Origin of the sequence: Brevibacterium sp. (assembly GCF_052105255.1) — a bacterium.
Lineage (GTDB): Bacteria > Actinomycetota > Actinomycetes > Actinomycetales > Brevibacteriaceae > Brevibacterium > Brevibacterium linens_B.
In genome coordinates this window covers 1-22,614 of sequence record NZ_JBQDYQ010000005.1, presented here as the reverse complement: position 1 = coordinate 22,614, position 22,614 = coordinate 1, and the positions used below count along the sequence as shown (strand labels likewise).

26 protein-coding genes are annotated in these 22,614 nt (G+C 68.3%); 20 read left to right on the top strand and 6 right to left on the bottom strand.

Annotated features, from left to right (window positions below):
* Positions 1-10: 10 nt before the first annotated feature.
* Both ACTIIH_RS02865 and ACTIIH_RS02860 read left to right on the top strand, forming a co-directional pair.
* Positions 11-289, top strand: a complete 279-nt coding sequence (locus tag ACTIIH_RS02865) for a hypothetical protein (protein ID WP_441450347.1) — start codon at positions 11-13, stop codon at positions 287-289.
* Positions 290-321: 32 nt separating this feature from the next.
* Entirely contained in the window at positions 322-1,239 is a 918-nt protein-coding gene (locus ACTIIH_RS02860) for a helix-turn-helix domain-containing protein (RefSeq protein ID WP_441450346.1), read from the top strand.
* A gap of 150 nt (positions 1,240-1,389) precedes the next feature.
* On the opposite strand, the gene ACTIIH_RS02855 is transcribed toward ACTIIH_RS02860, so the two are convergent.
* The 4 genes from ACTIIH_RS02855 to ACTIIH_RS02840 form a co-directional block, all read right to left on the bottom strand.
* Positions 1,390-2,193, bottom strand: coding sequence for an ABC transporter permease (locus ACTIIH_RS02855; protein ID WP_441450345.1), 804 nt, complete (start codon positions 2,191-2,193; stop codon positions 1,390-1,392).
* Positions 2,190-3,164: a daunorubicin resistance protein DrrA family ABC transporter ATP-binding protein gene (locus ACTIIH_RS02850; protein ID WP_015780261.1), complete on the bottom strand. Its 975-nt coding sequence runs from the start codon at positions 3,162-3,164 to the stop codon at positions 2,190-2,192. The genes ACTIIH_RS02855 and ACTIIH_RS02850 overlap by 4 nt, the downstream gene beginning before the upstream one ends.
* Positions 3,165-3,192: 28 nt before the next feature.
* Entirely contained in the window at positions 3,193-3,795 is a 603-nt protein-coding gene (locus ACTIIH_RS02845; RefSeq protein ID WP_096197319.1) for a histidine phosphatase family protein, read from the bottom strand.
* A 64-nt stretch (positions 3,796-3,859) separates the two neighbouring features.
* Entirely contained in the window at positions 3,860-5,020 is a 1,161-nt protein-coding gene (locus ACTIIH_RS02840) for a PEP/pyruvate-binding domain-containing protein (protein WP_441450344.1), read from the bottom strand.
* 59 nt (positions 5,021-5,079) lie between these two features.
* Between ACTIIH_RS02840 and ACTIIH_RS02835 the strand changes: the two genes are divergently transcribed.
* The gene (locus tag ACTIIH_RS02835) at positions 5,080-5,475 is read left to right on the top strand and encodes a DNA-binding protein (RefSeq protein ID WP_137803156.1); all 396 of its coding nucleotides are present in this window, start codon (positions 5,080-5,082) and stop codon (positions 5,473-5,475) included.
* Positions 5,472-6,107: a transcriptional regulator gene (locus ACTIIH_RS02830; protein WP_441449250.1), complete on the top strand. Its 636-nt coding sequence runs from the start codon at positions 5,472-5,474 to the stop codon at positions 6,105-6,107. The genes ACTIIH_RS02835 and ACTIIH_RS02830 overlap by 4 nt, the downstream gene beginning before the upstream one ends.
* 138 nt (positions 6,108-6,245) lie before the next feature.
* Here ACTIIH_RS02830 and ACTIIH_RS02825 read toward each other — a convergent pair whose 3' ends face one another.
* Positions 6,246-6,656 (bottom strand): tetratricopeptide repeat protein, encoded by a 411-nt coding sequence (locus ACTIIH_RS02825; RefSeq protein ID WP_441450343.1) that lies wholly within the window; start codon positions 6,654-6,656, stop codon positions 6,246-6,248.
* Positions 6,657-6,900: 244 nt separating this feature from the next.
* Here ACTIIH_RS02825 and ACTIIH_RS02820 point away from each other — a divergent pair, with 244 nt between their 5' ends.
* Genes ACTIIH_RS02820 through ACTIIH_RS02795 form a run of 6 tightly spaced genes read left to right on the top strand, consistent with a single transcriptional unit; the run spans position 6,901 to position 11,214 of the window.
* Entirely contained in the window at positions 6,901-8,157 is a 1,257-nt protein-coding gene (locus tag ACTIIH_RS02820) for an MFS transporter (RefSeq protein ID WP_441450342.1), read from the top strand.
* A 12-nt stretch (positions 8,158-8,169) separates the two neighbouring features.
* A complete protein-coding gene (locus tag ACTIIH_RS02815) occupies positions 8,170-8,955 on the top strand; it encodes an SDR family NAD(P)-dependent oxidoreductase (RefSeq protein WP_441450341.1) in 786 nt (261 codons plus the stop codon).
* Positions 8,956-8,966: 11 nt separating this feature from the next.
* A complete protein-coding gene (locus ACTIIH_RS02810; protein WP_441450340.1) occupies positions 8,967-9,785 on the top strand; it encodes an alpha/beta hydrolase in 819 nt (272 codons plus the stop codon).
* On the top strand, positions 9,782-10,300 hold the full coding sequence (locus tag ACTIIH_RS02805; RefSeq protein ID WP_096197297.1) for a hypothetical protein: 519 nt from the start codon (positions 9,782-9,784) through the stop codon (positions 10,298-10,300). The genes ACTIIH_RS02810 and ACTIIH_RS02805 overlap by 4 nt, the downstream gene beginning before the upstream one ends.
* Positions 10,297-10,929, top strand: coding sequence for an LLM class flavin-dependent oxidoreductase (locus ACTIIH_RS02800; RefSeq protein WP_441450339.1), 633 nt, complete (start codon positions 10,297-10,299; stop codon positions 10,927-10,929). The genes ACTIIH_RS02805 and ACTIIH_RS02800 overlap by 4 nt, the downstream gene beginning before the upstream one ends.
* A 9-nt stretch (positions 10,930-10,938) precedes the next feature.
* On the top strand, positions 10,939-11,214 hold the full coding sequence (locus ACTIIH_RS02795; protein WP_441450338.1) for a hypothetical protein: 276 nt from the start codon (positions 10,939-10,941) through the stop codon (positions 11,212-11,214).
* Positions 11,215-11,290: 76 nt separating this feature from the next.
* Here the strand turns inward: ACTIIH_RS02795 and ACTIIH_RS02790 are convergent, their stop codons facing one another.
* Positions 11,291-12,163: a helix-turn-helix transcriptional regulator gene (locus ACTIIH_RS02790; protein ID WP_114307613.1), complete on the bottom strand. Its 873-nt coding sequence runs from the start codon at positions 12,161-12,163 to the stop codon at positions 11,291-11,293.
* A 118-nt stretch (positions 12,164-12,281) separates the two neighbouring features.
* Between ACTIIH_RS02790 and ACTIIH_RS02785 the strand changes: the two genes are divergently transcribed.
* The 10 genes from ACTIIH_RS02785 (at position 12,282) to ACTIIH_RS02740 (ending at position 22,562) form a co-directional block, all read left to right on the top strand.
* Positions 12,282-13,745: an MFS transporter gene (locus tag ACTIIH_RS02785; protein WP_096197294.1), complete on the top strand. Its 1,464-nt coding sequence runs from the start codon at positions 12,282-12,284 to the stop codon at positions 13,743-13,745.
* A 155-nt stretch (positions 13,746-13,900) separates the two neighbouring features.
* The gene (locus tag ACTIIH_RS02780; protein ID WP_441450337.1) at positions 13,901-14,755 is read left to right on the top strand and encodes a helix-turn-helix domain-containing protein; all 855 of its coding nucleotides are present in this window, start codon (positions 13,901-13,903) and stop codon (positions 14,753-14,755) included.
* 215 nt (positions 14,756-14,970) lie between these two features.
* Complete coding sequence (locus ACTIIH_RS02775; protein ID WP_441450336.1) at positions 14,971-16,050, top strand: ArdC-like ssDNA-binding domain-containing protein; 1,080 nt, start codon at positions 14,971-14,973, stop codon at positions 16,048-16,050.
* Complete coding sequence (locus ACTIIH_RS02770) at positions 16,050-16,979, top strand: bifunctional DNA primase/polymerase (protein ID WP_441450335.1); 930 nt, start codon at positions 16,050-16,052, stop codon at positions 16,977-16,979. Before ACTIIH_RS02775 ends, ACTIIH_RS02770 begins: the two co-directional genes overlap by 1 nt.
* The gene (locus ACTIIH_RS02765) at positions 16,976-17,788 is read left to right on the top strand and encodes a DUF2637 domain-containing protein (RefSeq protein WP_441450334.1); all 813 of its coding nucleotides are present in this window, start codon (positions 16,976-16,978) and stop codon (positions 17,786-17,788) included. The genes ACTIIH_RS02770 and ACTIIH_RS02765 overlap by 4 nt, the downstream gene beginning before the upstream one ends.
* The gene (locus ACTIIH_RS02760) at positions 17,785-18,171 is read left to right on the top strand and encodes a hypothetical protein (protein WP_441450333.1); all 387 of its coding nucleotides are present in this window, start codon (positions 17,785-17,787) and stop codon (positions 18,169-18,171) included. The genes ACTIIH_RS02765 and ACTIIH_RS02760 overlap by 4 nt, the downstream gene beginning before the upstream one ends.
* 99 nt (positions 18,172-18,270) lie before the next feature.
* Positions 18,271-19,146: a hypothetical protein gene (locus tag ACTIIH_RS02755; protein ID WP_441450452.1), complete on the top strand. Its 876-nt coding sequence runs from the start codon at positions 18,271-18,273 to the stop codon at positions 19,144-19,146.
* Positions 19,143-20,162, top strand: coding sequence for a ParB N-terminal domain-containing protein (locus ACTIIH_RS02750; RefSeq protein ID WP_441450332.1), 1,020 nt, complete (start codon positions 19,143-19,145; stop codon positions 20,160-20,162). Before ACTIIH_RS02755 ends, ACTIIH_RS02750 begins: the two co-directional genes overlap by 4 nt.
* 74 nt (positions 20,163-20,236) lie before the next feature.
* A complete protein-coding gene (locus tag ACTIIH_RS02745) occupies positions 20,237-20,905 on the top strand; it encodes a hypothetical protein (RefSeq protein ID WP_096197315.1) in 669 nt (222 codons plus the stop codon).
* A gap of 10 nt (positions 20,906-20,915) precedes the next feature.
* Positions 20,916-22,562 carry a M23 family metallopeptidase gene (locus ACTIIH_RS02740; RefSeq protein WP_441450331.1) on the top strand — a complete coding sequence of 549 codons (1,647 nt, stop codon included), beginning with the start codon at positions 20,916-20,918 and terminating at the stop codon, positions 22,560-22,562.
* The last annotated feature ends 52 nt before the right edge of the window (positions 22,563-22,614 follow it).

The following is a 22,614-nucleotide window of genomic DNA, read 5'->3' as shown; positions in this document are numbered from 1 at the left end:
AACATGCATCATGAAAAAGACTCGGAACGAAATCGAAGCCGAACCCTCCCATCTTGACGCTGCTGAGATCGCCGCTCATCCGCGCGCCTCGGAGCCTGTGAAAGCGGCACACGCCATCATCGAAGAACACGGTGAAGAGAACAAAGAGATCATTCAGCAGCGGCTGGCCGAGCAAAACCCTCCCAGTCTTGACGAGATGGGCAGGCTGACAGCGAAGCACGCCCCCTCCTGGTGGAAGCTGCACCGAGCGCGAAAGAAGGTGATCGCGAAGATCGAACGTCCCGGATAACCGAAGACTCACGCCCATTTTCTGGTAGTCCAATGCGATGGCCTCCGGCTGAGTATCAGGTGCTGTTGGCCCGTACCCAGACCGTGCACCGTCCCGTCGGGCCGCTAGCCTACGACTGTGTGAAGGTCATCGTCGTCAGAGACGGTTCCGCGATCTTGTTCAGCGAGTTCGGGCAGAAGCCCGTCCGTCCCGGCGACGTGATCCTGCTCGGACCGAATATCCTGTGCGGGTCCGAGCCCGAGGGACACATCACGGTCACCACGATCTACGCCGACACCGACTATGTGATCGACCAGGCCTTCTGGCAGCACGCGGGCATCCTGCACGACCGACTCGACGCACCGTTGTTCGTCAAGGAGACCTTCACCGAACCCGCGCAGATCATCCGCCTCGGCGAGCACCACACCGGGCTGCTCATGCCCTGGCTGGACGAGCTGGTCGCACTCAGCCTCGATGACGCACACGCTCGCTTCCATCGGATGCAGGCGCTGTGGTTCGCCGTCATGGACCGCATCGCCCCACACATCCACGTCACCGATCACCGGGTCTCACCCTCGCAGCGTGCCAGGAGCCTGCCCGTGCACCCGCGAGTGCGGCGCTTCGCCCCGACACGGACCGAAGCGGCCGAGGTGCGTGAGGCGCTTAGCAGCGCGATCGCCGAGCCGTGGACACTGAGCGACCTGGCTGGGATGGTGCTTCTGTCCACGAAACAGCTCTCGAGAGTGTTCGTCGATGCCTATGGCAAGACGCCGCTCGCGTATCTGACCATGCTGCGAGTCGAGGAGATGGCCCGCCTGCTGAGGGAGACGGACCTGACGATCGAGCAGGCCGGCCGCAAAGTCGGGTGGCACTCCCGCAACCGCGCCTCCGACGCATTCCGGCAAGCAACCGGCATGACCCCAAGCCATTACCGGGCACTCCGAGTAACGAAGAACCGGCATTCAGCTTGAAGTGCTGACAGCGGGCTATCCCAGCAGCAGATCGACGCCGAGAACGGGGTTCTCAGTTCGGGGTAGCAGCCTGGCCGGGTCGCAGCCCACACCTACCTGCAGCCGAAGCATGCGTTCGTTCATCCGTTCGTAAGAGTCAAGACAGGTCTGTCAGCGCTTGCGGCTGTAGGAGACGATTGCTAGCGGGCAGAAGACGATCAAGATTCCGACGGACCAGATGATCGTCTGGACGATCGAGTCTCCTGCCGGTGCTCCGGCCAGCAATGCACGAGCAGCGTCCATCGCGTGCGTGACGGGGTTGATGTTTGCCCAGGCTTGGAGCCATGCGGGGAGCGTGTCGATCGGGGCGGCGAGGCTAGAGCCGAGCATCAGCGGGATGAACACGATGAACGCGAAGGCCATGACTGCGCCCTCGTCCTTGACGAGCACGCCGAGGAAGACGGTCACCCAGCTCAAGCAGAACCCGAAGGCCAACACGAGAACGACTGCTGCCAGGGATGATCCGGCGTCGGTTTGGATGCGGAAACCCATGAGGTAGCCGATCCCGAACAGCAACGCGATGGCGATGATGTAGCGCACCATGTCGGCCATGATCGACCCGAGCAGGGGTGTTGATCGTCCGATCGGCAAGCTGCGGAAGCGGTCGAAGACACCCTTCTTCATGTCAATGTTGATGCTCAGGCCGCTCGAAAGCATGCCGGAGAGTCCTGCGCCCATGACCACGATTCCCGGAAACAGATAGAAAAGATACTCGTCGGTGGAACCCGCAACCGAGCCGCCGAAGAGATAGACGAACAGCAGCAGGAAGATCGCCGGGGTGACCACTCCGTTGACCAGCGCACCGGGGTTCCTCGCGGACTTGGCAAGGCTCCGACGGGCCAGGATCAGGCTGTGCCGTAGCAGCCCTGCCGGACGTCTCTCGGAGCTGGTTGCGGTGATGGTGTCGGCGCTCATGCGTGGCTCCTTTCGGCCTCGTCGTTCGTGTCGCCGATGGTGGGTGCTCCGGTGAGGGTGAAGAACACCTCGTCAAGGCTGGGGAGCCGTAACGCGAACTCGGCAACCTCAATTCCTTCCGCTTCAAAGCGATGGGCGATGTCGAACATCGCCCGATCGCCGTCCACCGGCGTGATCAACTCGTGTTGAGCGGTGCGCTCGACCGGGTGGCCGGAGACGGCGGCCAGGATGGCAGCGGCCCTCTCCACGTCGCCGGGGTTCTTGGGACGGGTCGCGATGGCTTGGCCCCCGACGATCTGTTTCAGCTCGGGTGGAGTGCCGTGGGCGATCACGCGGCCGTGGTCGATGACGGTGATCTCGTCAGCCAGTGCGTCGGCTTCTTCCAGGTACTGCGTCGTCAGAAGGACGCTGGCGCCATCGGCGGTGAGTTCACGGATGATCCGCCATAGCTCTTCGCGCTTGCCAGGATCAAGACCGACCGAGGGCTCATCGAGGAACACGACACGAGGGCGACCGACGAGGCTCGCGGCGAGGTCCAGACGTCGGCGCATCCCGCCGGAGTAGGTAGCCACCGGCTTCTTCGCGGCATCGGTCAAGCCGAAACGCTCCAACAGCTCGGCCGCCCTGCGGGAAGCCTCGCGTTTGCGCAGATCGAGCAGACGCCCGATCAGGATCAGGTTACCCAGGCCCGTGAGCTCTTCATCCAGCGTCGCGTACTGGCCTGTCAAGCCAATGATCCGTCGCACCTTGGCCGCTTCGCGGGTGACGTCCATGCCGGCGACTCTGGCGGTTCCGGCATCGAGGCCTGTCAAAGTCGCCAGGATACGGATCGACGTTGTCTTCCCAGCCCCGTTCGGGCCGAGGACGCCGAGCACGGTGCCCGGCCGGGCACGCAGATCCACCCCGTCCAGAGCGGTGTGCTTGCCGTACCGCTTCACCAGCCCCTCGGCTTCGATCACATAGTCACTCAATTGAATCTCCTTGCCTTCATCGCCGTGTTCAGGGGCGCAGTGTCTTGGGGAATCCCGTCCAATGCAGATCGGGGCGCAGGTGGCTCATGTCGTTGAACATGACGATGCTCGGTGGCACGCTCGGCCGGTGCTCGATCACGGTCAGCGCAGCGTTGGCGCTGCTGAGCCCAAGCCACCTGATAGCCGGGGCGTCCATGGCGTGACGGAGGAGCCACGCGATCGGGTAGGCGTGCGTGATGAGCACTTCGTGCACGTCGTCATCGCCCTCGGGTGCGGTGGCGAACCTCGCGGTGAGGCTCTGGGCGATCTGGTGCCCTGCTTCGGCTTCGTCGGTGTCGTAGCCGTCGAAGAACGGCACCCATGACGGCGGGGTCTCCTCCGGCTTCGGCACGTAAGGCACATGGTCGATCAGCTCGGCCGCTTCGCTCACCTCGGCGGTGCCGGTGAGGAAGATGTTGAGCTGCCTCGCGCTGTCGGCGGCTCGCGGCAACGGCGAGTGCCAGACGGCGTCGATGGGCAGATGCGCTAAACGCTGACCGAGAAGACGAGCTTGCTCGCCCCCGGTGTCGGTGAGGTTGCCGAACGCGTCGGCGTCACCGTGGCGTGCGATGTAGAGATACCTAGTAGCCATAAGTATGTCGGGGAGCACCACGACGATGCCCCGGCTCTCCTTTCTCTCGGGGTAAGGCTTCGGGTCAAAGGACGGTGACGGTTCCGGCGGTACCGTCGAGCGTGATTCGGGCACCGTCGTCAATGCGGGTAGTGACACCGGCGACGCCGAGCACGGCGGGGATGCCGTATTCGCGGGCGACGATCGCGGCGTGCGAGAGCGCGCCGCCGGTCTCGGTGACCACCCCGGCGGCGACGGCGAACAGGGGTGTCCAGGCTGGGTCGGTGTAGGGGCAGATCACGATGGCTCCGCGGCGGACGGTGGCGAAGTCGGAGGGGCCGCGGACGATCCGTGCCGCTGCGGTGACCGTTCCGTGGGATCCGGGAGTCCCCCTCAACGCCTCAGCTGGGTGGGGCGGGCCGGGGACTCTGGTGTCGGGAACCGCTGCGGTGATCGGGCGTGCTTGCAAGATCCACACGGTGCCGTCTGCGACGGCCCATTCAATGTCTTGCGGCCCGCCGAGCACCGTCGCGATCCGGCCTCCCAGCTCGACCAAGGTCGCGACAGTGGCGTCGTCCAGGGCGCGTGCGGATTGCTGGTCGGGAGCGACCGCGCTGGTGACCACACCGCCGCGCTCACGGCCCAGGTCGATACGGGTCTGTTTACTTCCCACCGCGCAGCCGATGGCCCCGTCCGCGGCGACCTCGTAGGCGTCCGGCGTGATCGTTCCGCCAACGACGGCCAGACCGAGGCCCCAGGATGCTTCGATCCTGGTTGGCTGCCCGTGCTGCTGGGGTGTGAACATGACCCCCGACACATCCGCCTCGATCACTGGCTGCACGAGCACCGCCATGCCCGACGCGTGAGGCAACTCTCCACCCGTCCGAGCCCAGTAGCCATCCACTCGTGCAGCGCGGGCCGACTCCCAACAAGCCATGATCGCCTGACACACGTCGTCTGCGCCGCGAACCCCGATGACGCTCTCGTACTGGCCAGCTGCCGAAGCATCCCCGGTATCCTCGTTCATCGCAGACGAACGCACGGCCACCACCGGATCGCCCAGCCTCCCCAGCTCACCGGCGACGGCATCACGCAAGAAACGCACGGCCTCCGCGCCGGCCGGCTGATCGCCGTGTGGCACGACGAACCCGTCGGGCACCGGCAGCCCCTCCCGCAGCAGCACACCGAGCGCCGCCGCCTTGCCACCCGAGCTCGCCCGGGTCGATTCTGAGAGCGTCGTCAGCATCACACCATCCTTCAACGAAAGTTTGACAACATTCTGTTGATCGTAGCAGGATGGACGGCATGGAACGCAAGCACGACGTCGAGCAACTCAGCAGTGCCGACCACGAGTCGACCCGACGTGAGCGCGAGGCCCAGGGCCGACTTCTCGACAAGGGCGCAGACCAGTTGGAACCGCGCCCGTGGCAGCAGGCCGCAGCCCCGCCCTCGGCGGTGGATCTGACGCAGTACGCGCTCTGGCGCTCATCCGAGCTGACCCCAGACGAGCTTCTGGGCGCACTCTCGCTGCTCCCGGCAGCACGCGCCGAGGTCGAGAGCGTGGAGATCGGCGTACTCTTCGCCGCTCGCAACGAGGGGCTCACTTGGGCGCAGATCGCCCAGGCGATGGGGTTCCGATCCCCGCAAGCCTGCCAGCAGTACGTGAACCGGCTCAGCGCCAGGCAGGACAGGCGAGCATGACGCATCAGTCCACGCCGGAACTGCTCGTGCTGCACGCCGTGCGCCTCATGGGATTCGCCGACAGTGACGCCGTCGCCGAGCGTGCGGGAACGAGCCACGTCGAGGCGCTGCGCGTGTTGAGTGAGGCGGAGCGTGAGGGGTGGGTGCAGCACGCCGCGTTCGCCGACCTCGAAGGCTGGTCACTCACCGACTCGGGCAAGACGGAGAACGAGCGCCAACTCGCGACAGAACGCGCGGACGCCGACCCCGCTGGCGTGGTGGCGGCTGTCTACCGCGAGTTCCTTCCGCTCAACGCCCGCCTACTCCGAGCCGTCACCGACTGGCAGATCAAGCCCATCGGAGCAGACCAGCTGGCCCCGAACGACCATGCCGACCGCGCATGGGATGGACGCGTTCTCGATGAACTCACGGCACTCGGCAGGAAACTTGCACCCTTGGGCGAGCGCCTCGCTGCCGTTCTCGCGAGATTCTACGGCTACGCGGAACGGTACGAGACTGCCCTGCACAAGGCCAGGAACGGGGAGCTCGATTGGATCGACAGGACCGAAGTGGATTCCTGCCACCGAGTCTGGTTCCAACTCCACGAAGACCTCGTCGCAACACTCGGCATCGACCGTAGGAACGAAGCATAGATATCTATGCAAGCAGTCACCAAGCGGGCGAGGTCGCTGCCGGCGTCCGAGACATAGCGTGGATCCGCAAGTTCAAGCCGATCGAGACGCAGCTACTTTCACGACAGTACGCGGTGCTTTCCTCCACGAGTTAAAACGTCAATATGAGCGACCTATTTGTGGCGAGTTCGCGATGACGCGGGAGTACAGCGGGAGAGTCTGGGCGAGAGCCGTGAGGGCTACGCGCAACGCCTCGTCGGGCCGTCCAGCGCCTCGAAGCGCGAGCGCGAGAAACGTCTGCGCGGCTTCGCCCGTGGTCTCATAGCTCGGCTGGTTCCTCAGGAGATCAACTACGGCCTTTGGCGCGCCGGCGTTCCGCAGTGAGTTGGCGATGTGCATTGTTCCCTGCGCCCGGCTGGGCTCGGAGAGTCCGCGGTCGAGGCCGTCCCGGTAGAGGAGAACAGCTTCGTGTTCCTTGCCGAGGTAGTCGTGGACGAACGCCCACTCGTACAGGGCGTCTGGATCGTCTTCGGCGCGCTCCGCGACCAGGGCTTGCATGTTGTCGAGCATCGTGTCGGGTGCGGTGTCGTCTACCGATTCCCAGAATTACGCGATCCGGCGTCCCAGTCGGCATCCATCCCGTCAGGATCTCACGCAGTCGATGCTCCCGCGGCGGTCAGCCTGTCCCTGTCAGTGCTAGGCAACTCGGGGTTCTGGCTACCCCGCTGTAGCCCGAGCAGGGTGGATGCACGACCGGTTCGCAAGCTCTGCTGCTGGTTGGCACCGCCAGATGTTTCGAGAAGGGAAGCGCCGTATGACGACCACTGTCGGTCCCGCACCTGATGCTGAGGTCGGCCAACCACCGGCTGCCGTGACCCGACGGAACGCGGCACTCGCGCTGTTCGCGCTGAGTGTCGGCGGGTTCGGGATCGGGCTGACCGAGTTCGTCATCGCCGGACTCCTCACCGAGGTCGCCACGGATCTGGGCGTCACCATCAGCCAGGCCGGGCACCTCGTCGGCGCCTACGCGCTCGCGGTCGTCCCCGGCGCACTGCTCATCACCCCGTTTCTCATGCGGCGGCCCCCGAAGTACGCGCTCGCGGTGCTACTGGCGTTCTTCGTCGTGGGGAACCTGCTCTCGGCCTGGGCGCCAACGTATGAGGTGATGATGGCGGGCCGGATCGTGGCCGCGCTCGCGCACGGTGGCTACTTCGGCATCGGAGCCGTCCTCGCCGCCTCCCTCGTGCCCGCTTCGAAGCGGGCGTCGGCCGTGGCGGCCCTGTTCGCCGGGCTCACGATCGCGAACGTTCTCGGCGTGCCCGCGGGAGCGCTCGTGGGCCAGCAGTACGGATGGCGCACGGTGTTCTGGATCATCAGCGCACTCGGAGTGATCGCACTGGCCGGGCTGATCGCGCTCGTACCGAAGACCGAGCCTGAACGGGATCAGCTGCCCGTCGCCCGGCAGTTCCGGGCGTTGGCGCGCCCGCAGGTGCTCGCCTCGCTGCTGACCACCGCGCTGGTGTTCGGCGGCATGTTCGGGGTGTTCACCTATATCGAACCGCTGCTGCGCGAAGTCACCGGATACTCGGCCGCCGCGATCCCGTGGCTGCTCGTGATCCTCGGCGCGGGCCTGTTCGCGGGCAACATCCTCGGCGGCAAGGCCGCCGACCGGAACGCGGACAACGCCGTGCTGATCCTGTCGATCCTGCTGCCGGCCGTGATCCTCGCCCTGGGTGCAGTCGCCGGGATGCCGGTGCCGGTCGCGATCGGGCTGTTCCTGCTCGGCCTGACCGGCTTCGCCACCGTGCCCGGATTGCAGGCGCGGGTGATGCGGCACGCGACAGGAGCCACGACCCTGGCATCGGCGACGAACATCGCCGCATTCAACCTCGGCAACACCATCGGCGTCAGCCTCGCCGGAGCCGCAATCGCCGCCGGCTACGGGCTGGTCAGTCCCACCGTCGTGGGCGCGGGTCTCACGGTCATCGGCCTGGCGCTCATCGTCGTCGCCCGCATCGCCGCACGGCGCCGGGCCTCTTCATCCGCTCGCCACATCAGCTCGGCAATCTAGGAAGGCTTCACCATGCATCTCGATCTCGAAAGCCGCGTCATCATCGTCACCGGCGGCACCAGCGGCATCGGCCTCGCCACCGCCCACGAACTCGCAGGCGAGGGGGCGAAAGTCGTGGCGGTCGCCCGCCGCGGCCCCGGCGACGGCGTACTTCCCGCATCGGCGCACTTCGTCGCCGCCGACCTGAAAGCATTCGACGCCGCGGCCCGGGTCGTGGCGAAGACCATCGAGCGGCACGGCCGAATCGATGGGCTGGTGAACAACGCCGCTCTGTTCGATACCCGTGACTCGTTCGAGGCGATCGATGACGAGCTGTGGGAGGCGACGTTCGAGGTGAATCTGTTCGCCCTCGCCCGCCTCACTCGCGCCGTGATCCCGGCAATGCGGGACGCGGGCGGCGGAAGCATCGTGCATCTGGGCAGCGAGGCCGCCCGCATGCCCGACCCGACGATGGCCGCCTACGCCGCGTCGAAGGCAACAGTGCTATCGCTGTCGAAATCGCTGGCGATCGAGTACGGCCCGGCGGGGATCCGCTCGAACGTCGTGTCACCCGGCCCGACCCGCACCGCCCTCTTCGACGCACTAGGCGGGTTCGCTGAGCAGCTCGCCGCGCGCTTCGGCACCGACCCCGACACGGCGGTGGACCGGTTCATCCGCGAGGAGCGCCGCCTGCCCGCCGGCCGAATCGGCAAGCCGGAGGACGTCGCCGGGGTGATCGCCTACCTGCTCTCGCCGAGAGCGGGGCAGGTGACGGGTGCGGAGTGGTCGGTCGACGGCGGTGCCCTGCGCCAGATCTGACCGGACCCATCATGACCACGATCTCTGCCCCTGAGACGACGCTTTCCAGTGCTGTCGCCTCCGATGGCGCGCCGGTGCCGCTCCTCGTGCACCGGCCGGCGAACCCGCGCGGCTGGATCGTCTGGGCGCACGGCGGCTCCTGGCAGCACGGCTCCGTCACCGCCTGGGCGCCCGTCACTGGCGGTCTCGCCTCGTTGTCGGGGTGGGCGGTCGTCTCCGTCGAGTACCGCCTCGCCCCGGCTCACCGGTTCCCGGCCGCGGTGGTCGACGTGCTGGCGGCCCTCGACTGGGCCGACCGTCGATCCGACGGGTTGCCGGTGGTCGTCGGGGGCGACAGCGCTGGCGGCACGATTGCCGCTTCCGCTGCCCTCGCCCGGCGCGATACCGGCGATCGGGTGCCGGCCCAGGTGTTGGCGTATCCACCGCTCGATCCCCGTTGCGCCCGCCCGTCCTATCGCGCCGGGTCTGGCGCGTTTCCGAACCGGGCCGACCTGCGTGCGGCGTGGCGACTCTGGCTCGACAGCACTCCCGAGCCGACGATCCTGCCCACCCCACTAAAGGCTCCGAGTCTTGCCGCGCTGGCCCCGGTGTGCCTGATCGTCGGCAGCGACGATCCGGTTCGCGACGACGTGATCGCCTACGCCGACCGCCTCCGCACCGACGGCATCCCCACGACCTTGGAGGTGCTGCCCGCCGTCGGGCACGCCGACCTGCTCATCCCTCGTAGCCGCGTGCTGTCGGCGGTGGCCGCAGCCCTGTCCGAATCATCCCTGTGCGAACTATCCACTCCGCGACCTCAACCGACACACATGGAAGGAACCCCATCATGACCACCACCACTCCCGCGCCGCTGGAGGCGCTGACCCGTCACTTCATCGACCTGCGCGACGGCAACCACTTCGGCCACGTCACCCGCTCCGGCAAGGAGACCGCCTTCGGAGAGGCCGTCCAACTCCTCGACAGCCCGGCCCGACAGGTACTGATGGAGTTCAACGAGCACCTGCTCGCCGGTACCGGAAGGATCGACGCCACCGGTCTGCACCGCGACCAGCGTGGCGGGCTCATCGCGTCCTGGCTGCTGACCTGGCCCGAGCAGCGCGCCGCGAACCTCTCTCCCATCAGCCTGATCGCGACCTACGGGGCCGGGTTCCACCACCCGCACCTGCGCGGCGCGACCATCGGCGAGTGGCCGCTGAACGTCGCCGAGCCGGAGCACGCCGAAGAGCTGGTGCCGGTGCTGCGCACGATCGCCGGCGCCGACATCCACAACCTCGTGTTCCAGGTCGGCGGCGACTGGCGCATCATCCCCGCCCTCCACCCCGCTGCCGAGAAGCAGTCAGCATGAGAGTGTCGGTCCTCGACCAGGTGCCGATCACCGAACACACCGCGACCAGAGCGGAGGCCGTGCAGAGCGGTCTCCGTCTCGCCCAGGAAGCCGAAGCGCTGGGGTACCACCGGATCTGGTTCGCCGAGCACCACCGCTCGGCCTCCTTCGCCAGCACCGCCCCGGAGATGATGACCGCGCTCGCCCTGGAACGCACCGAGCGCATCCGGGTCGGCACCGGTGGCATCCTCCTGCCGCTGTACCCGGTGCAGAAGGTCATCGAGGTGATGGCCCTGCTCGGGCAGGTGCATGGCGACCGCGTCGATGCCGGCGTGGGACGGGCGGCGCTGGACGACCCGGACTACGGGGAGAAGATCGCCGCCCTCGTCCACGCCCTCGGTACCCAGCATCCGTCGGGGGCGGGTGAGCCTGATGGCCGGGTCTGGGTGCTCGGGGCGGGCGGCTCCGCCGCACCCCTCGCCGGCCTCGTCGGTGCCGGGTATGCGCACGGGCATTTCTTCGTGCCCCGCGGCGGCGAAGCTGCGACCGCCGCCTACCGTGCAACGGCCACCGAGCATGGTCATGGCGCGCATACCGTGTTGGCTGTGCGCGTGATCACCGCCGAGACGCACGAACGCGCCCAGCAGTAGGCGGAGGCGATGCTGCTGTGGCGGGCACGCAAAGATCTCGGCTTCGACGGGCCGATCCCGTCGGCCGAGAGCACGGCACGACACGAGTGGACCGATGCCGAACGCACCCGCGCGATGGGCCGTTCCAAGGCGATCATCGCGGGCACGCCTGACGAAGTGCACACTGAACTGACGGCTCTCGCCGAGGCGCACAGCGCGGACGAGGTCATGATCAACACCGTCACCAGCGACCCGGACGACCGACTGACCTCGTACCGGCTGCTGGCCGAACGCCTCATGGGGTGATCGTCGCGGTCACCGCACGAAGAAGCGCTCCCAGGATCGTCTCTGGGAGCGCTTCTTCGTGCGTCGGGGTGACTGGTTATGAGGCCGAGGTCAGTAGCCGCAGCGCGGCGAACGATGGGCTTCCGGGTTCGGCGGTGTGGGTGAGGATCCGTTGCCCGTTGCCCTCGGGCAGATGCAGCACCTCGTACCCGAGTTCCAGCTCTCCGACTTCGGGGTGGCGGAACCGCTTCGATCCGCTGGTGCACAGCCTGACGTCGTGGCCGGCCCACAGGCGGGCGAACTCGGGGCTATTCATCGAGAGTTCGCCGACGAGCTCGGCGAGGCGGCGGTCGTCGGCGAACTGTGCCGCCACATACCGCAGCGAGGCAACGGCGAGGGCGACCTCGTCGGTCCAGTCGACGTAGAGATCGCGAGTGTGCTCATCGAGGAACAGCAGCCTCAACTGGTTCGGTCGATCCTCGACCATCGACGGGGCGTCGTAGTCGAGGTGCCCGGCGAGCAGCAGGTGGCCGGAGCGGTTCCAGGCGAGGATGTCGTTGAATCGGCCCAGCAGCACTGCGGGCACGTCGCCCATCGAGTGCAGCAGTTGCTCCGCGCCGGGCTTGGCGACCTCGGGCTTCGATGTAGCGCGGGGCCGCTTCTCGGGGGTCGGGTGCGCGAGCGCGTACAGGTGGGTGCGTTCGTCGGCGTCGAGCTGCAGGGCGCGAGCAAGGGCGTCGATGATCGCATCCGAGGCGTTCTGCGACTGCCCCTGTTCCAACCGGGTCAGATACGTGACGGAGACCCCGGCGAGCTGCGCGAGCTCCTCCCGGCGCAGCCCCGGCACACGGCGGCGACCGTAGCTGTTCACGCCGACCTCGTCTGGGGTGATGCGGTCGCGGCGCGAGCGGAGGAACTCGCCCAGCTCGGTGACCGGGCCATCGGTATCAGTGGGCTGCGATAGTGCCATGCCATCTATTGTCCCGCATGCGTACCGGCGGAGCCTGACCCTGCCAGTGCTAGGCAACCGCAGGCCACGCAAACCGAGGATCTGGCTACCTCTTCCGCATCGTCCGAGTCTGGATGTCATGAGCCAAACAGACACCTCACCACCACCCAGTACCGCATCGACACCTGTTCCGGCGGAACGGTTCACCGCGGCGCAGAAGATCGCGATGGCGGTCCTGCTGACGGCGAACTTCACCCTCGCAGTCGACTTCTCGATCCTCAACGTCGCCCTGCCGCACATTGGCACCGAACTCGGCTTCGCGACCTCCGCGCTGCAGTGGATCGTCACCTCCTTCGCGCTCTGCGCCGCAGGGTTCACCCTCTTCTTCGGCCGCGTGGCCGACCTGTTCGGCCGCAAGCGCCTCTTCATGATCGGGATCGTGCTGCTCGGCGTCTCCTCCCTCGCAGGCGGGCTCGCCACCGAACCCGTGCTGCTCCTCGCCGCCCGCGTCGGGCAGGGCATCGCGACCGCGATGGTCACTCCCGCCGCGCTGTCGCTCATGACCACGATGTTCCCGGAAGGCCCGGCCCGATCCCGCGCGCTCGGCCTCAACGGAGCGCTCATGGCCGCCGGGTTCACCGCCGGAGCGGTGCTCGGCGGGCTCCTCACCGGGGCCGTGTCGTGGCGGTGGGCGTTCTTCATCAACGTCGTCGTCGCCGTCGCGGTGATCGTCATCGCCCCGTTCGTGCTGCGCGAGCCCGCCCGCGGGGCGCGCCCGAAGCTCGACGTGCCCGGAGCCGTCACCATCACGCTCGCGCTGGTGGCGCTCGTGTTCGGGATCGACACCGCCGGCCACAACGGCTGGACGCATCCCGGCACCTGGGGGCCGATCCTGGGCGCGCTGATCCTGTTCGCCGTGTTCCTGAAGATCGAGGCCCGCGTCACCGAGCCCCTCGTCGCACCGGGCCTGCTGAAGCGCTCGAATATCGGCTGGGGCAACACCGCCGGGCTCCTCGCGTTCGGCACCTTCACCTCGCTCGTCTTCCTGCTGACGCTCTACCTCCAGCAGGTCCTCGGCTACTCCGCCATCACCGCGGGCCTCATTCTCGGAGTGCTCGGCATCGGCACCGTGATCGGCGGCCTCGTCGCCCCGAAGATCATCGGCAAGACGAGCGCGAAGACCGCTATCGTCGCAGGCCTCGTCGTGCAGGCCGCCGCCACGGCGCCGCTCGCATTCGCGGGCGACACCCGCGCGTGGCTGGTACCGGTGCTGATCCTCACCTTCGTCGGCGGAATCGCGAACCTCGTCGCAATCGTCGGCTACGTCGTCGCCTCCACCTCCGGCGTCCCCGCCAACCAGCAGGGGCTCGCGACGGGCCTCGTGACGATGAGCCAGCAGGTCGGCATCGCCCTCGGCACCCCCGTCATGTCGGCGATCGCGACCGGCATGGTCGCCGCGACTCTCCTGCCCGGGCTGCAACTCGCGATCGGTGTCAACGCCGTGATCGCGATCGGTGCGGCGATCCTCATCGCGGCGTTCCTGCGTCTACCCAAGGCAGTCGCACCGGTCACAACACCCGAACCGGCCGACATGACCGTCTAACACACTGCCCTCATCATGAACGCCCCGCGAGTTCCTACCCTCACTGGAAGCTCGCGGGGCGTCCACTTGTTGCCGGACTGATCGCGGTGTTCGAGCCCGTTCTTGCGCGAACCAGCACGATCCATCGCCCTGTTGGTCCGGTCGCCTACGACTGCGTGAAGCTCATCGTCGTGCGCGATGGGTCCGCGATCCTGTTCAGCGAGTTCGGTGAACAACCAGTCAAGCCCGGTGACGTGGTGCTGCTCGGCGCGAACGTGCTGTGCGCGTCGGAACCGGAGGGGCATGTCACAGTCACCACGATCTACGCCGACACCGACTTCCTGCTCGATCAGTTGTTCTGGCAGTACGCCGACGTCCTCCGCGACCGCCTCGACGCGCAGGGGTTCGCCGACACGATCTACACCGAACCCGCCCAAGTGCTCCGGCTCGGGGAAGACCGCTCTGGAATGTTGATGCCCTGGTTGGACGAGCTCGTCGCACTCAGCGTCGACGGGCATTACAGGGAGCGGTTTCATCGGATGCAGGCGTTGTGGCACGCGATCATCGACCAGATCGCGCCGTTCATCCGCATCACTCCGTATCGAACTTCACCGCACCAGCGGGCACGGCTCCACCCGACGTTACCGAGGGATCGCCAGTTCGCGCCGTTGCGGGCGGAGGCACGCCAGGTGCGCGATGCTCTGCGCAGTGACATCGCTCGGAGCTGGGGACTGGCAGAGCTGGCGGGCATGGTGCATCTGTCCACGAAGCAACTCAGTCGCGTGTTCGTGGACGCCTACGGAAAGACGCCGTTGACGTATCTGACGATGCTGCGGGTCGAGGAGATGGCTCGACTGCTGCGGGAGACCGACCTGTCGATCGAGCAGGCCGGACGGCGGGTCGGGTGGCGTTCTCGCAATCGTGCGTCGGCGGTGTTTCGCGAGTGCGTCGGGAACACGCCGAGCCGGTACCGGGCCATGCGCTCCGCGGGCAGCAGCGTGCCCACGAATGAGACATCGGTGCCCACCTAAACGACCCCATCCCGGGCCGCCGCGCCCACGGTCGCGGTTTCGTTGATATCCCGTTGTTCTACGTCAGGTGCCTCCGAGTTCCTGACGGCCAACCTACCGCTCCATTCGTTCGCTGACCGTCTCGACACTCTCCGGATACACCTGGCTCACCTCGCAGGTGCAAGACCAGCCGCCCACACCCCCGGGTGGCTGGTCTACCGGGAGGAGGCCGAACGATGGCGACGAGGGAAGAGGCCCGCCAGAAGCGGGAAGAGAGGCTCGATGAGCTGCACAAGAAGCTCACCGGTGCGGTCGAGCAGCTCGTCACGGGCGAGGACTGGGCTGATGCGCTTCGCTTCGCCGCCCGGTTCCGGTCCCGCTCGTTCAACAACGTGCTGCTGATCTGGGAGCAGCATCAAGCGGCGTTTGAGCAGGGGCGGGTGCCCGAGCCGTTCCCGACCTTTGTCGCCGGGTACAAACAGTGGCAGCAGCTCGGCCGGCAGGTCGAGAAGGGCCAGCCGGGGTATCAGATCCTCGCCCCCGTCACGGGCAGGTTCGCGTCCGCGAACCCGTCCGACCCAGCTTCCTGGTATCGCCTGAATCGGGGTGAGAAGCCGAAGCCGGGCGAGGTGGTGCGCTCACGAATGGTCGGCGTGCGCCCCGCCTACGTCTGGGATGTCTCCCAGACCGCCGGCGAGCCGATCCCCGAACCGCCGTCGCCGGTGCTGCTCAAAGGTGAAGCGCCCGACGGGCTCTGGGACGGGCTCGCGCAGCAGGTACGGGCTGCTGGGTTCGAGCTGATGCGGGTGCCGCATGAGGGGATGATCCGCGGCGCGAACGGGCTGACTGATTTCGAGGCGAAGACGGTGGCGGTGCGGGAGAACATGGACCCCGCCGCCCAGGTGAAGACATTGGCGCACGAGCTCGCGCATGTGCTGATGCATGACCCCGACCGGGAGGATGCCCGCCTGCATCGCGGGATCGGCGAGGTCGAGGCAGAGTCCGTTGCGCTGATGATCGGCGCGGCCCACGGAATGGACACCACCGGTTACACGATCCCGTACGTCTCGGGGTGGGCCGCGAATGTCGATGGCAAGGAACCCGTCGAGGTTGTCAAAGCGACCGGTGAGCGGGTGCGGAAGACCGCCGCGGGGATTCTCGACCTGCTCGACACCGTGCAGGTGCCCGACGGCGCCCCGCCGGGCCTTGACCGTGATGCGCCGCGGCCTGCGCGTTCGAAGGAGCGCAGCGCTGCGACGGTTTTGGAGCCAGAGCCCAGCCGAGCCCCGGAGCCGGCGCGTGCACGGGGGCTGTGATGGCTGCCCGGACCTCGTTCACGACCGCTCTCGCCGGGCTCGCCCCGGATGCGCCGTTGCCGGTCGCCGCGCGTCTATTCGCGCAGGCGGGGGTGCCGGTGTTTCCGTGCGCGCCGGGCGGGAAGAACCCGCTCACCGAGCATGGCTTCCACGACGCCACTGCTGACCTTCGTCAGGTGGAGTCGTGGTGGCGACGGTTCCCGGCGGCCAACATCGGGATGCCCACTGGTTCCGCCTCCGGCGTGGTGGTCGTGGACGTCGATGTGCACGGCGTCAACGGCTACGAGGCGTTCCGTCGGGCACGTCAGACGGGGCTGATGAACGGGTGGGAGGCGCTGGTGCGCTCACCCACCGGCGGCCTGCACATCTACTACCCGGCCGCCCTAACGAGTGAGCAGCCGTCGTGGCAGGCGGGGCGTGCGGGGATCGACTTCCGTGGGGATCGCGGGTACATCATCGTGCCGCCGTCTCGCCGCATCATCGACGGGGAGACGGCCCTGTATCGTCTCGCGTCGCTGAGTCCGACGCCGGGCCGGGCGTTGGACGCGGCAGCGCTCCGCAGGTTCTTGGACCCGCCGCGTCCGCCGCGCAGGCTCCCCGAGCGAGGTTCCTCGCCGGGGCGGGCGGATCCGGTGAAGCTCGCGAAGTGGCTGGGCGGTGAGCGCACGGATCGCAACCACAAGTTGTTCTGGGCGTCCTGCGTGCTCGCCGAGGAAGGCGTGCCCTACCGGGAGGCGCTCGATGCGATGCTCACCGTCGCCCAGCCTGACTTCGGGCAGCGCGAGATCGCCCGCACCGTCGCCTCCGGCTACAAGCGCATCCACGGTGACGCACCCCGCCCCAGAGACTCCGACACGGCACGGGCCACCCCCGGTCACGATCTCGATGCCGGGCCTGTGGGTCGTGTCGCGTCGAGGGGGCTGCGATGAACCCTCAGGAGCGTCGCGGGTGGGCGGTGGTCACGGCCGCGTCGGGCACCGTGCTCATCGGGGCGGGTGCGTTCTGGTTGAGCTTCACCGCGCTGGCCGATCTCGCTGTGCGGTCGGGCATCGCGGCCGGGCAGGCGTGGATCTGGCCGCTGCTGGTGGACGGCCTGATCGTGGTCGCCACGGTCGCCGTCGTCGCCCTCGACGGACACCGGACGGCCTGGTATCCCTGGGCGTTGCTGATCGCCGGCGCGCTGGTGTCGGTGACTGCGAACGCGGCCCACGCTCTCGTCACCGCCGAGGCGACCGTGCCCGGTGTCCTTGCCGCGACGGTCGCCGCCGTCCCGCCCCTGGTGCTCCTGGCCTCCACGCATCTGACGGTGGTCCTCATCCGCTCCACCCGTGTTGCCGATGTGCCGGCCGAGTCGCCGGTTCCCGTGCTGTTCCCGGCGACCAGCTCCGAGGCTGAGGCCCCCGACCGGCCGGCTTCGGAAGCGCTCGCCCTGGTGGAGCCGCCGGAGACGGAGGAGATCACCGCCCCAGTCGCGCACGAGCCGGTCGCGCCCGAGCCGACCGAAGTCAATGTGCCGCCGACAGTCGCGGGCGGCGAGGGCCGGCGTGAGCAGGCGGCTCGGTTGCGGGGCGAGGGGTGGTCGAACAAGCAGATCGCCCGCGCCATGGGCGTGCATCCCTCGACCGTGGGCCGGTGGCTCCCACGCCCACCCGACCCCGACCCGCAGGGGCCGCGTGAGTCGTCCGACCCAGCACGGGTCGGCATCCCATCCAATCACTCTGAGGAGGAATCACCATGAACGCCGAACCGCATCCGCACGACCCCCAGCAGCAGCGGCCGCCCGATCCGTCCCCGACACCGGAGCGGCCCGAGGTGTCGGCGGTGATGGCGCCGGAGGCGATCCAGGCCGCCGACGTCGACCGCAACCAGCAAGCCGAGCTAGACACCGAGAAGCCGACGCGTGGGGTCGACTGGGTGCGCCCGTCGGATCTGATGGCGCGGGCCGGCGGTGCCCTATCGCGGCGCGGGATCGACTTCCAAGCCGGCCTCGCACTCCGCGCCAGGACCGGTATCGCCACCGGCGCGAAACACCTTGCCGCGTCTGCGAAGCGGTTGCCGCCGCTGTCCGCGTTCGGGCGAGACGAGCCCGCGATCGAATCGCGCGGCCTGGGACGGGAATGAGGCGGGCTGACCGATCATGCACACGACCCGACCGGCTTTCCCTGACCGCCCGCCGTGTCGTGGGAGGCGCGGTGCACCTGTCTGTCAGGAGGTGCCGTGATGATTCCGCACACGATGACCGCCGCCCCGGGTGGCGGCGAGGACTACACGACCGGTGAAGGGCTCCGCGCGCTGCTGGGCCGGCTGCACGAGGAAGGGCCAGGAGCATGGCGTACCGACTCGACCGCCGCGAAACTCATGAGCTTCGCGGCGGACAAGTACGCGGCTCTGGCGCGGAAGCATGGTCTTGATCCCTGGGAGGCCGTCAGCGCGGCGTTCGAGGTGATGCGCACCCGCTCGGCGCGGGAGGCGGAGGACCCGTGGGCGGTGGTCACGCACGCGGTGCGGATCACCTGCATCGCCGAGGAACGCGGCCAGGGCCTGCTCTGTTCGACGCATCAGGCCCGCCGCCCGCACTACTCGGTCTTCCACGACGCCGAACGCCTCTCCGACCGCGAGAACCCCCTCGATGACTACCACCCCGCGTTCCACACCACCGACCCCGATCCCGGCAACGACGACGAGGAGTCGCGGCCGGAGGCGGCGGGGCCGGCCGTGGTGGTGACGTCGGCGTTTGGTGCGGTGGAGGATGCGATCGCGTTCGTCACCGTGCTGGGGTGGCCGCCGCAGACCGCCCGCGCCGCGGTCGAGCACGTCTGCCAGGCGCTCGCTCGGGCGGGGTCGCGGCAATCAGCGTTCGAGGTGCTGCGCCGCGACCAGCACTCCCGCGCCCTGCTCGACCTCCCCGGCACGTCCTGGACGGCGCTGCTGCGGGTCCTGCTCGGCAACCCCGCCCCGGGCCTGTGCGCGACGAGCGCGGGCCGGGGCATCCTGCTGCGGTTGTTGATCGGTGAGACGTTGCCGGTGCTGCTGCACGACGACGACCTCGTGCTCACCGTCTCGCTGGCGGCCCCGAAACATGGGGGTGGGCGATGAGCGGCGGGCATATCGAGCTGGAGCGGGCGGTGTCCTCGATCATCATCGGCAACCGGCACCGCACCGACCTGGGCGACATCGACGCCCTTGCGGCGTCCATCGCGCGTGACGGGCTGCTCCAGCCCCCGACGATCACGCCGGACGGGGTGCTCGTGTGCGGCAGGCGCCGGCTCGCCGCGATCCAGAAGCTGAACTGGCGGGTGGTGAACGTCTGGGTCCGGCAAGGGATCTCCGACCGGCTCGGGCACCTGTTGGCGGAGCAGGACGACAACCTGCTGCACAAGGACCTCACCCCGCTGGAAGCTGCCAGCCTCTACCGCGAACTCAAAGCCCTCCTCGCCGAGGACGCCGCACGTCGGCAGGAAGCCTCGCGGTTCTCCGCCGACCGTCAGTCCGAGGAGGAAGGGGACGGTGGCGGAAATTTTCCGGCACCGTCCCCTCGTGCGGGTGAGGCCCGGCAGCAGGCGGCGGCGATGATCCCCGGCGCTGCGTCCTATCGGACGTTGGACAAGATCGAGTACGTCCAGCAGGCCGCCGCCCGCGACGACCTCCCCGATGAGACCCGCACCCAGGTCGCGGACGCGCTGGCGCGGATCGAGGCCGGCGCGCCGGTGCATCCGATCTTCGAAGAAGTCCGCGGCCTGGTCGGTGATCCAGGGGCGTCGCGGGATGCGCAGTTGGATGAGCTGGCGAAAGCGGCGCTTGCCCGGGCCAAGGGCAAGCCGCAGCGCCGCAAGGCCGGACGGTCTCCGGTGGCGGGGCCGGTGGTGTGGACCACGCGGTCGTTCCTGGTGATCTGGGGCGAACTCACCGATTGGTGGACGCACTACGACCCCGCCCAGCTCGCCACCGAGCTCACCGATGAGCAGATCGAAATGTTCCTGACGATCGCCGCCGGCACCACCGCGTTCGCCACCGCCCTCTCCACGGCGCGGAGCACCGAGCCCAGCGATGCAGGCGATCCCGCCGAAGATGCGGATGGGGAGGGCGCGGTGCGGCACCTGCGCGCCCTCTGACCTCTCTGGTTGTTCGCCGCCCCGGACCCGGTATGGGTGTCGGGGCGGATGTGCGTCTGGTGCACCTGGTGGCCATGAACCCGACAGATGCTTCTCGTTCCCGCCGCCTCGTCGTGATCGTCACGGCCGCCGCCCTCGTGCTGGTCCTCGTCGGCGTCGGCGTCTACGGCCTGGTCACTGGCCCCCGCACTTCCGACCCGCCGCCCGCGACCTCGTCCGCACCGTCCGGACCGGTCGCTCCCGGCGGTGATCCGCGCGAGCTGGCGCCGATTCCGGAGACGGATGATCCGGAGGAGTTCGCCCGCTCCGTCGCCGAAGCCTTGTTCGCGTGGGATACCGCCAGTGGGTTGATGCCGTTGGACTACACGAGCGTGCTGCTGGAGGTCGCCGACCCCACCGGTGTCGAGCAGGCCGGCCTCGCCTCCGATATCGCCGGCTACCTCCCAACCCGCGAATCCTGGACCGAACTCCGCAAATACAGCACGACCCAGCATCTGGAGATCACGAACGTGTTCGTGCCAGAGGCGTGGGCGGAGGCCGTGGAGCAGGCGCAGCCGGGGCAGCTGCAGCCGGGCACGACCGCGTACACGATCGAGGGCATCCGCCACCGCGCCGGGGTCTGGAACGACGAACCCACGACGAGCGCGCATGAGGTGGCGTTCACGATCTTCCTGACCTGCCCGCCCGACGGCGACCCCTGCCACCTGCTGCGGCTGTCGATCCTCGACCAGCCCCTGCACTGAAAGGGAGGCCATGATGCGGAAGGTGATCGCGGCACTCGCCGCCCTCGTCCTGCTGGGCCCGCTGCTCGGGCTCGTCTCGGTCGCGTTGCTCATGAACCCGGCCACCGTCTCCTGCGCCGCCCCCGACGGCGGGTTCCAGGTCGGTGAGAACCCTGGGGAGCTGACGGCGACGACGCGGAACGGGGAGACGATCACGCTCGGCCGCGCCGAGCTCACCCATGCGGCGACGATCATCGAGACCGGATCGGGCATCGAGGGGGTGGGGCGCGACGGCATCCTGATCGCGCTGATGGCCGCGCTCACCGAGTCGCGGATGCGGATGCTCGCCAACACGAGCGCCTACCCGGAGAGTGGCGACTATCCCAACGACGGCAACGGGTCGGACAACGACTCACTGGGCTTGTTCCAGATGCGCCCGCAGGCGGGGTGGGGCACGGTCGCCGAGCTCATGGACCCCGACTACCAAGCCGCGGCGTTCTACGGCGGTCCCGGTGGGCCGAACCAGGGCTCGCCGCGGGGGCTGCTGGATATTCCGGGGTGGGAGCAGATGGGCAAGGGCGAAGCGGCCCAGGCCGTGGAAGTGAGCGCGTATCCGGAGCGGTACGACAACTACGAGCCCGTCGCCGAACAGATCCTCACCACCCTCACGAGCACCGGCGTTGGTGCTCCCGCGACCATCGCCCCGGCGCTCGTGCTCGCCACGGAACCGGTGACAGAGTCGTCGCGGGTGGTGTTCCCGCTGCCTGAGGGCACCTGGGTTGCCACCTCGCCGTTCGGGCCGCGCACGCACCCCATCACCGGCGAGGAAGAGTCCTTCCACACCGGCGCAGATTTCTCCGCCCCTGACGGCACGCCGATCCTTACCGCCGCGGACGGCACAGTGACGGTATCTGAGTTCTCCGGTGGGTACGGCGGCCTCGTCGTCCTCGAACACCACATCGACGGGCAGACCGTCGCGACAGCGTATGCGCACTCGTGGGAGACCGGCATCCACGTCCAGGCCGGCGACCAGGTGCGGGCCGGGCAGCACATCGCCGACGTCGGCTCCAGCGGCATGTCGACGGGCCCGCATCTGCATTTCGAGGTCCGCCAGGGCGGCACCGACGGCGAGTACATCGACCCGGCGAAGTGGCTCAACGACCACGACGCCGTCGACCTCCCCGAGGCCGACGTGCCACCGGCCGGGCAGGAGGAGTGCGACACCGGGGCCGGGGCGCTGGGTGATCCGGTGCCGGTCGAGGGCGACCCGGATGAGCTGGTGGACGATCCGACTAGCGACGGGCAGATCACGGTGCGGATGCTCAGCGTCTACGAACAGACGCTGGCCGGGTTCCCGGAGTCGACGTGGGCGTGCTACTCGCCGCGCCCCGGTCAGAAATCCGAGCACCCGCTCGGACGGGCCTGTGATGTGGCGTTCGGGAACGCGATCGGCCAGTACCCGACCCCGGGACAGCTCGAGTACGGGTGGCAGGTCACGAACTGGCTGATGCAGCACGCCGAGACGCTCGGTGTCGAATACCTGATCTGGCAGGGCAAGATCTGGTCCCTGGCCCGCGCCGACGAGGGATGGCGCGACTACACCGGCGGCGGGATGCACGACCCCGGCGATGTCACCGGCGGCCACTACGACCACCTCCACATCACCGTGAAAGCGTAAGGTCCGAAGTTACATCTAATGTAAGATTCGTACCTTAGATGTAAGCCGGAAT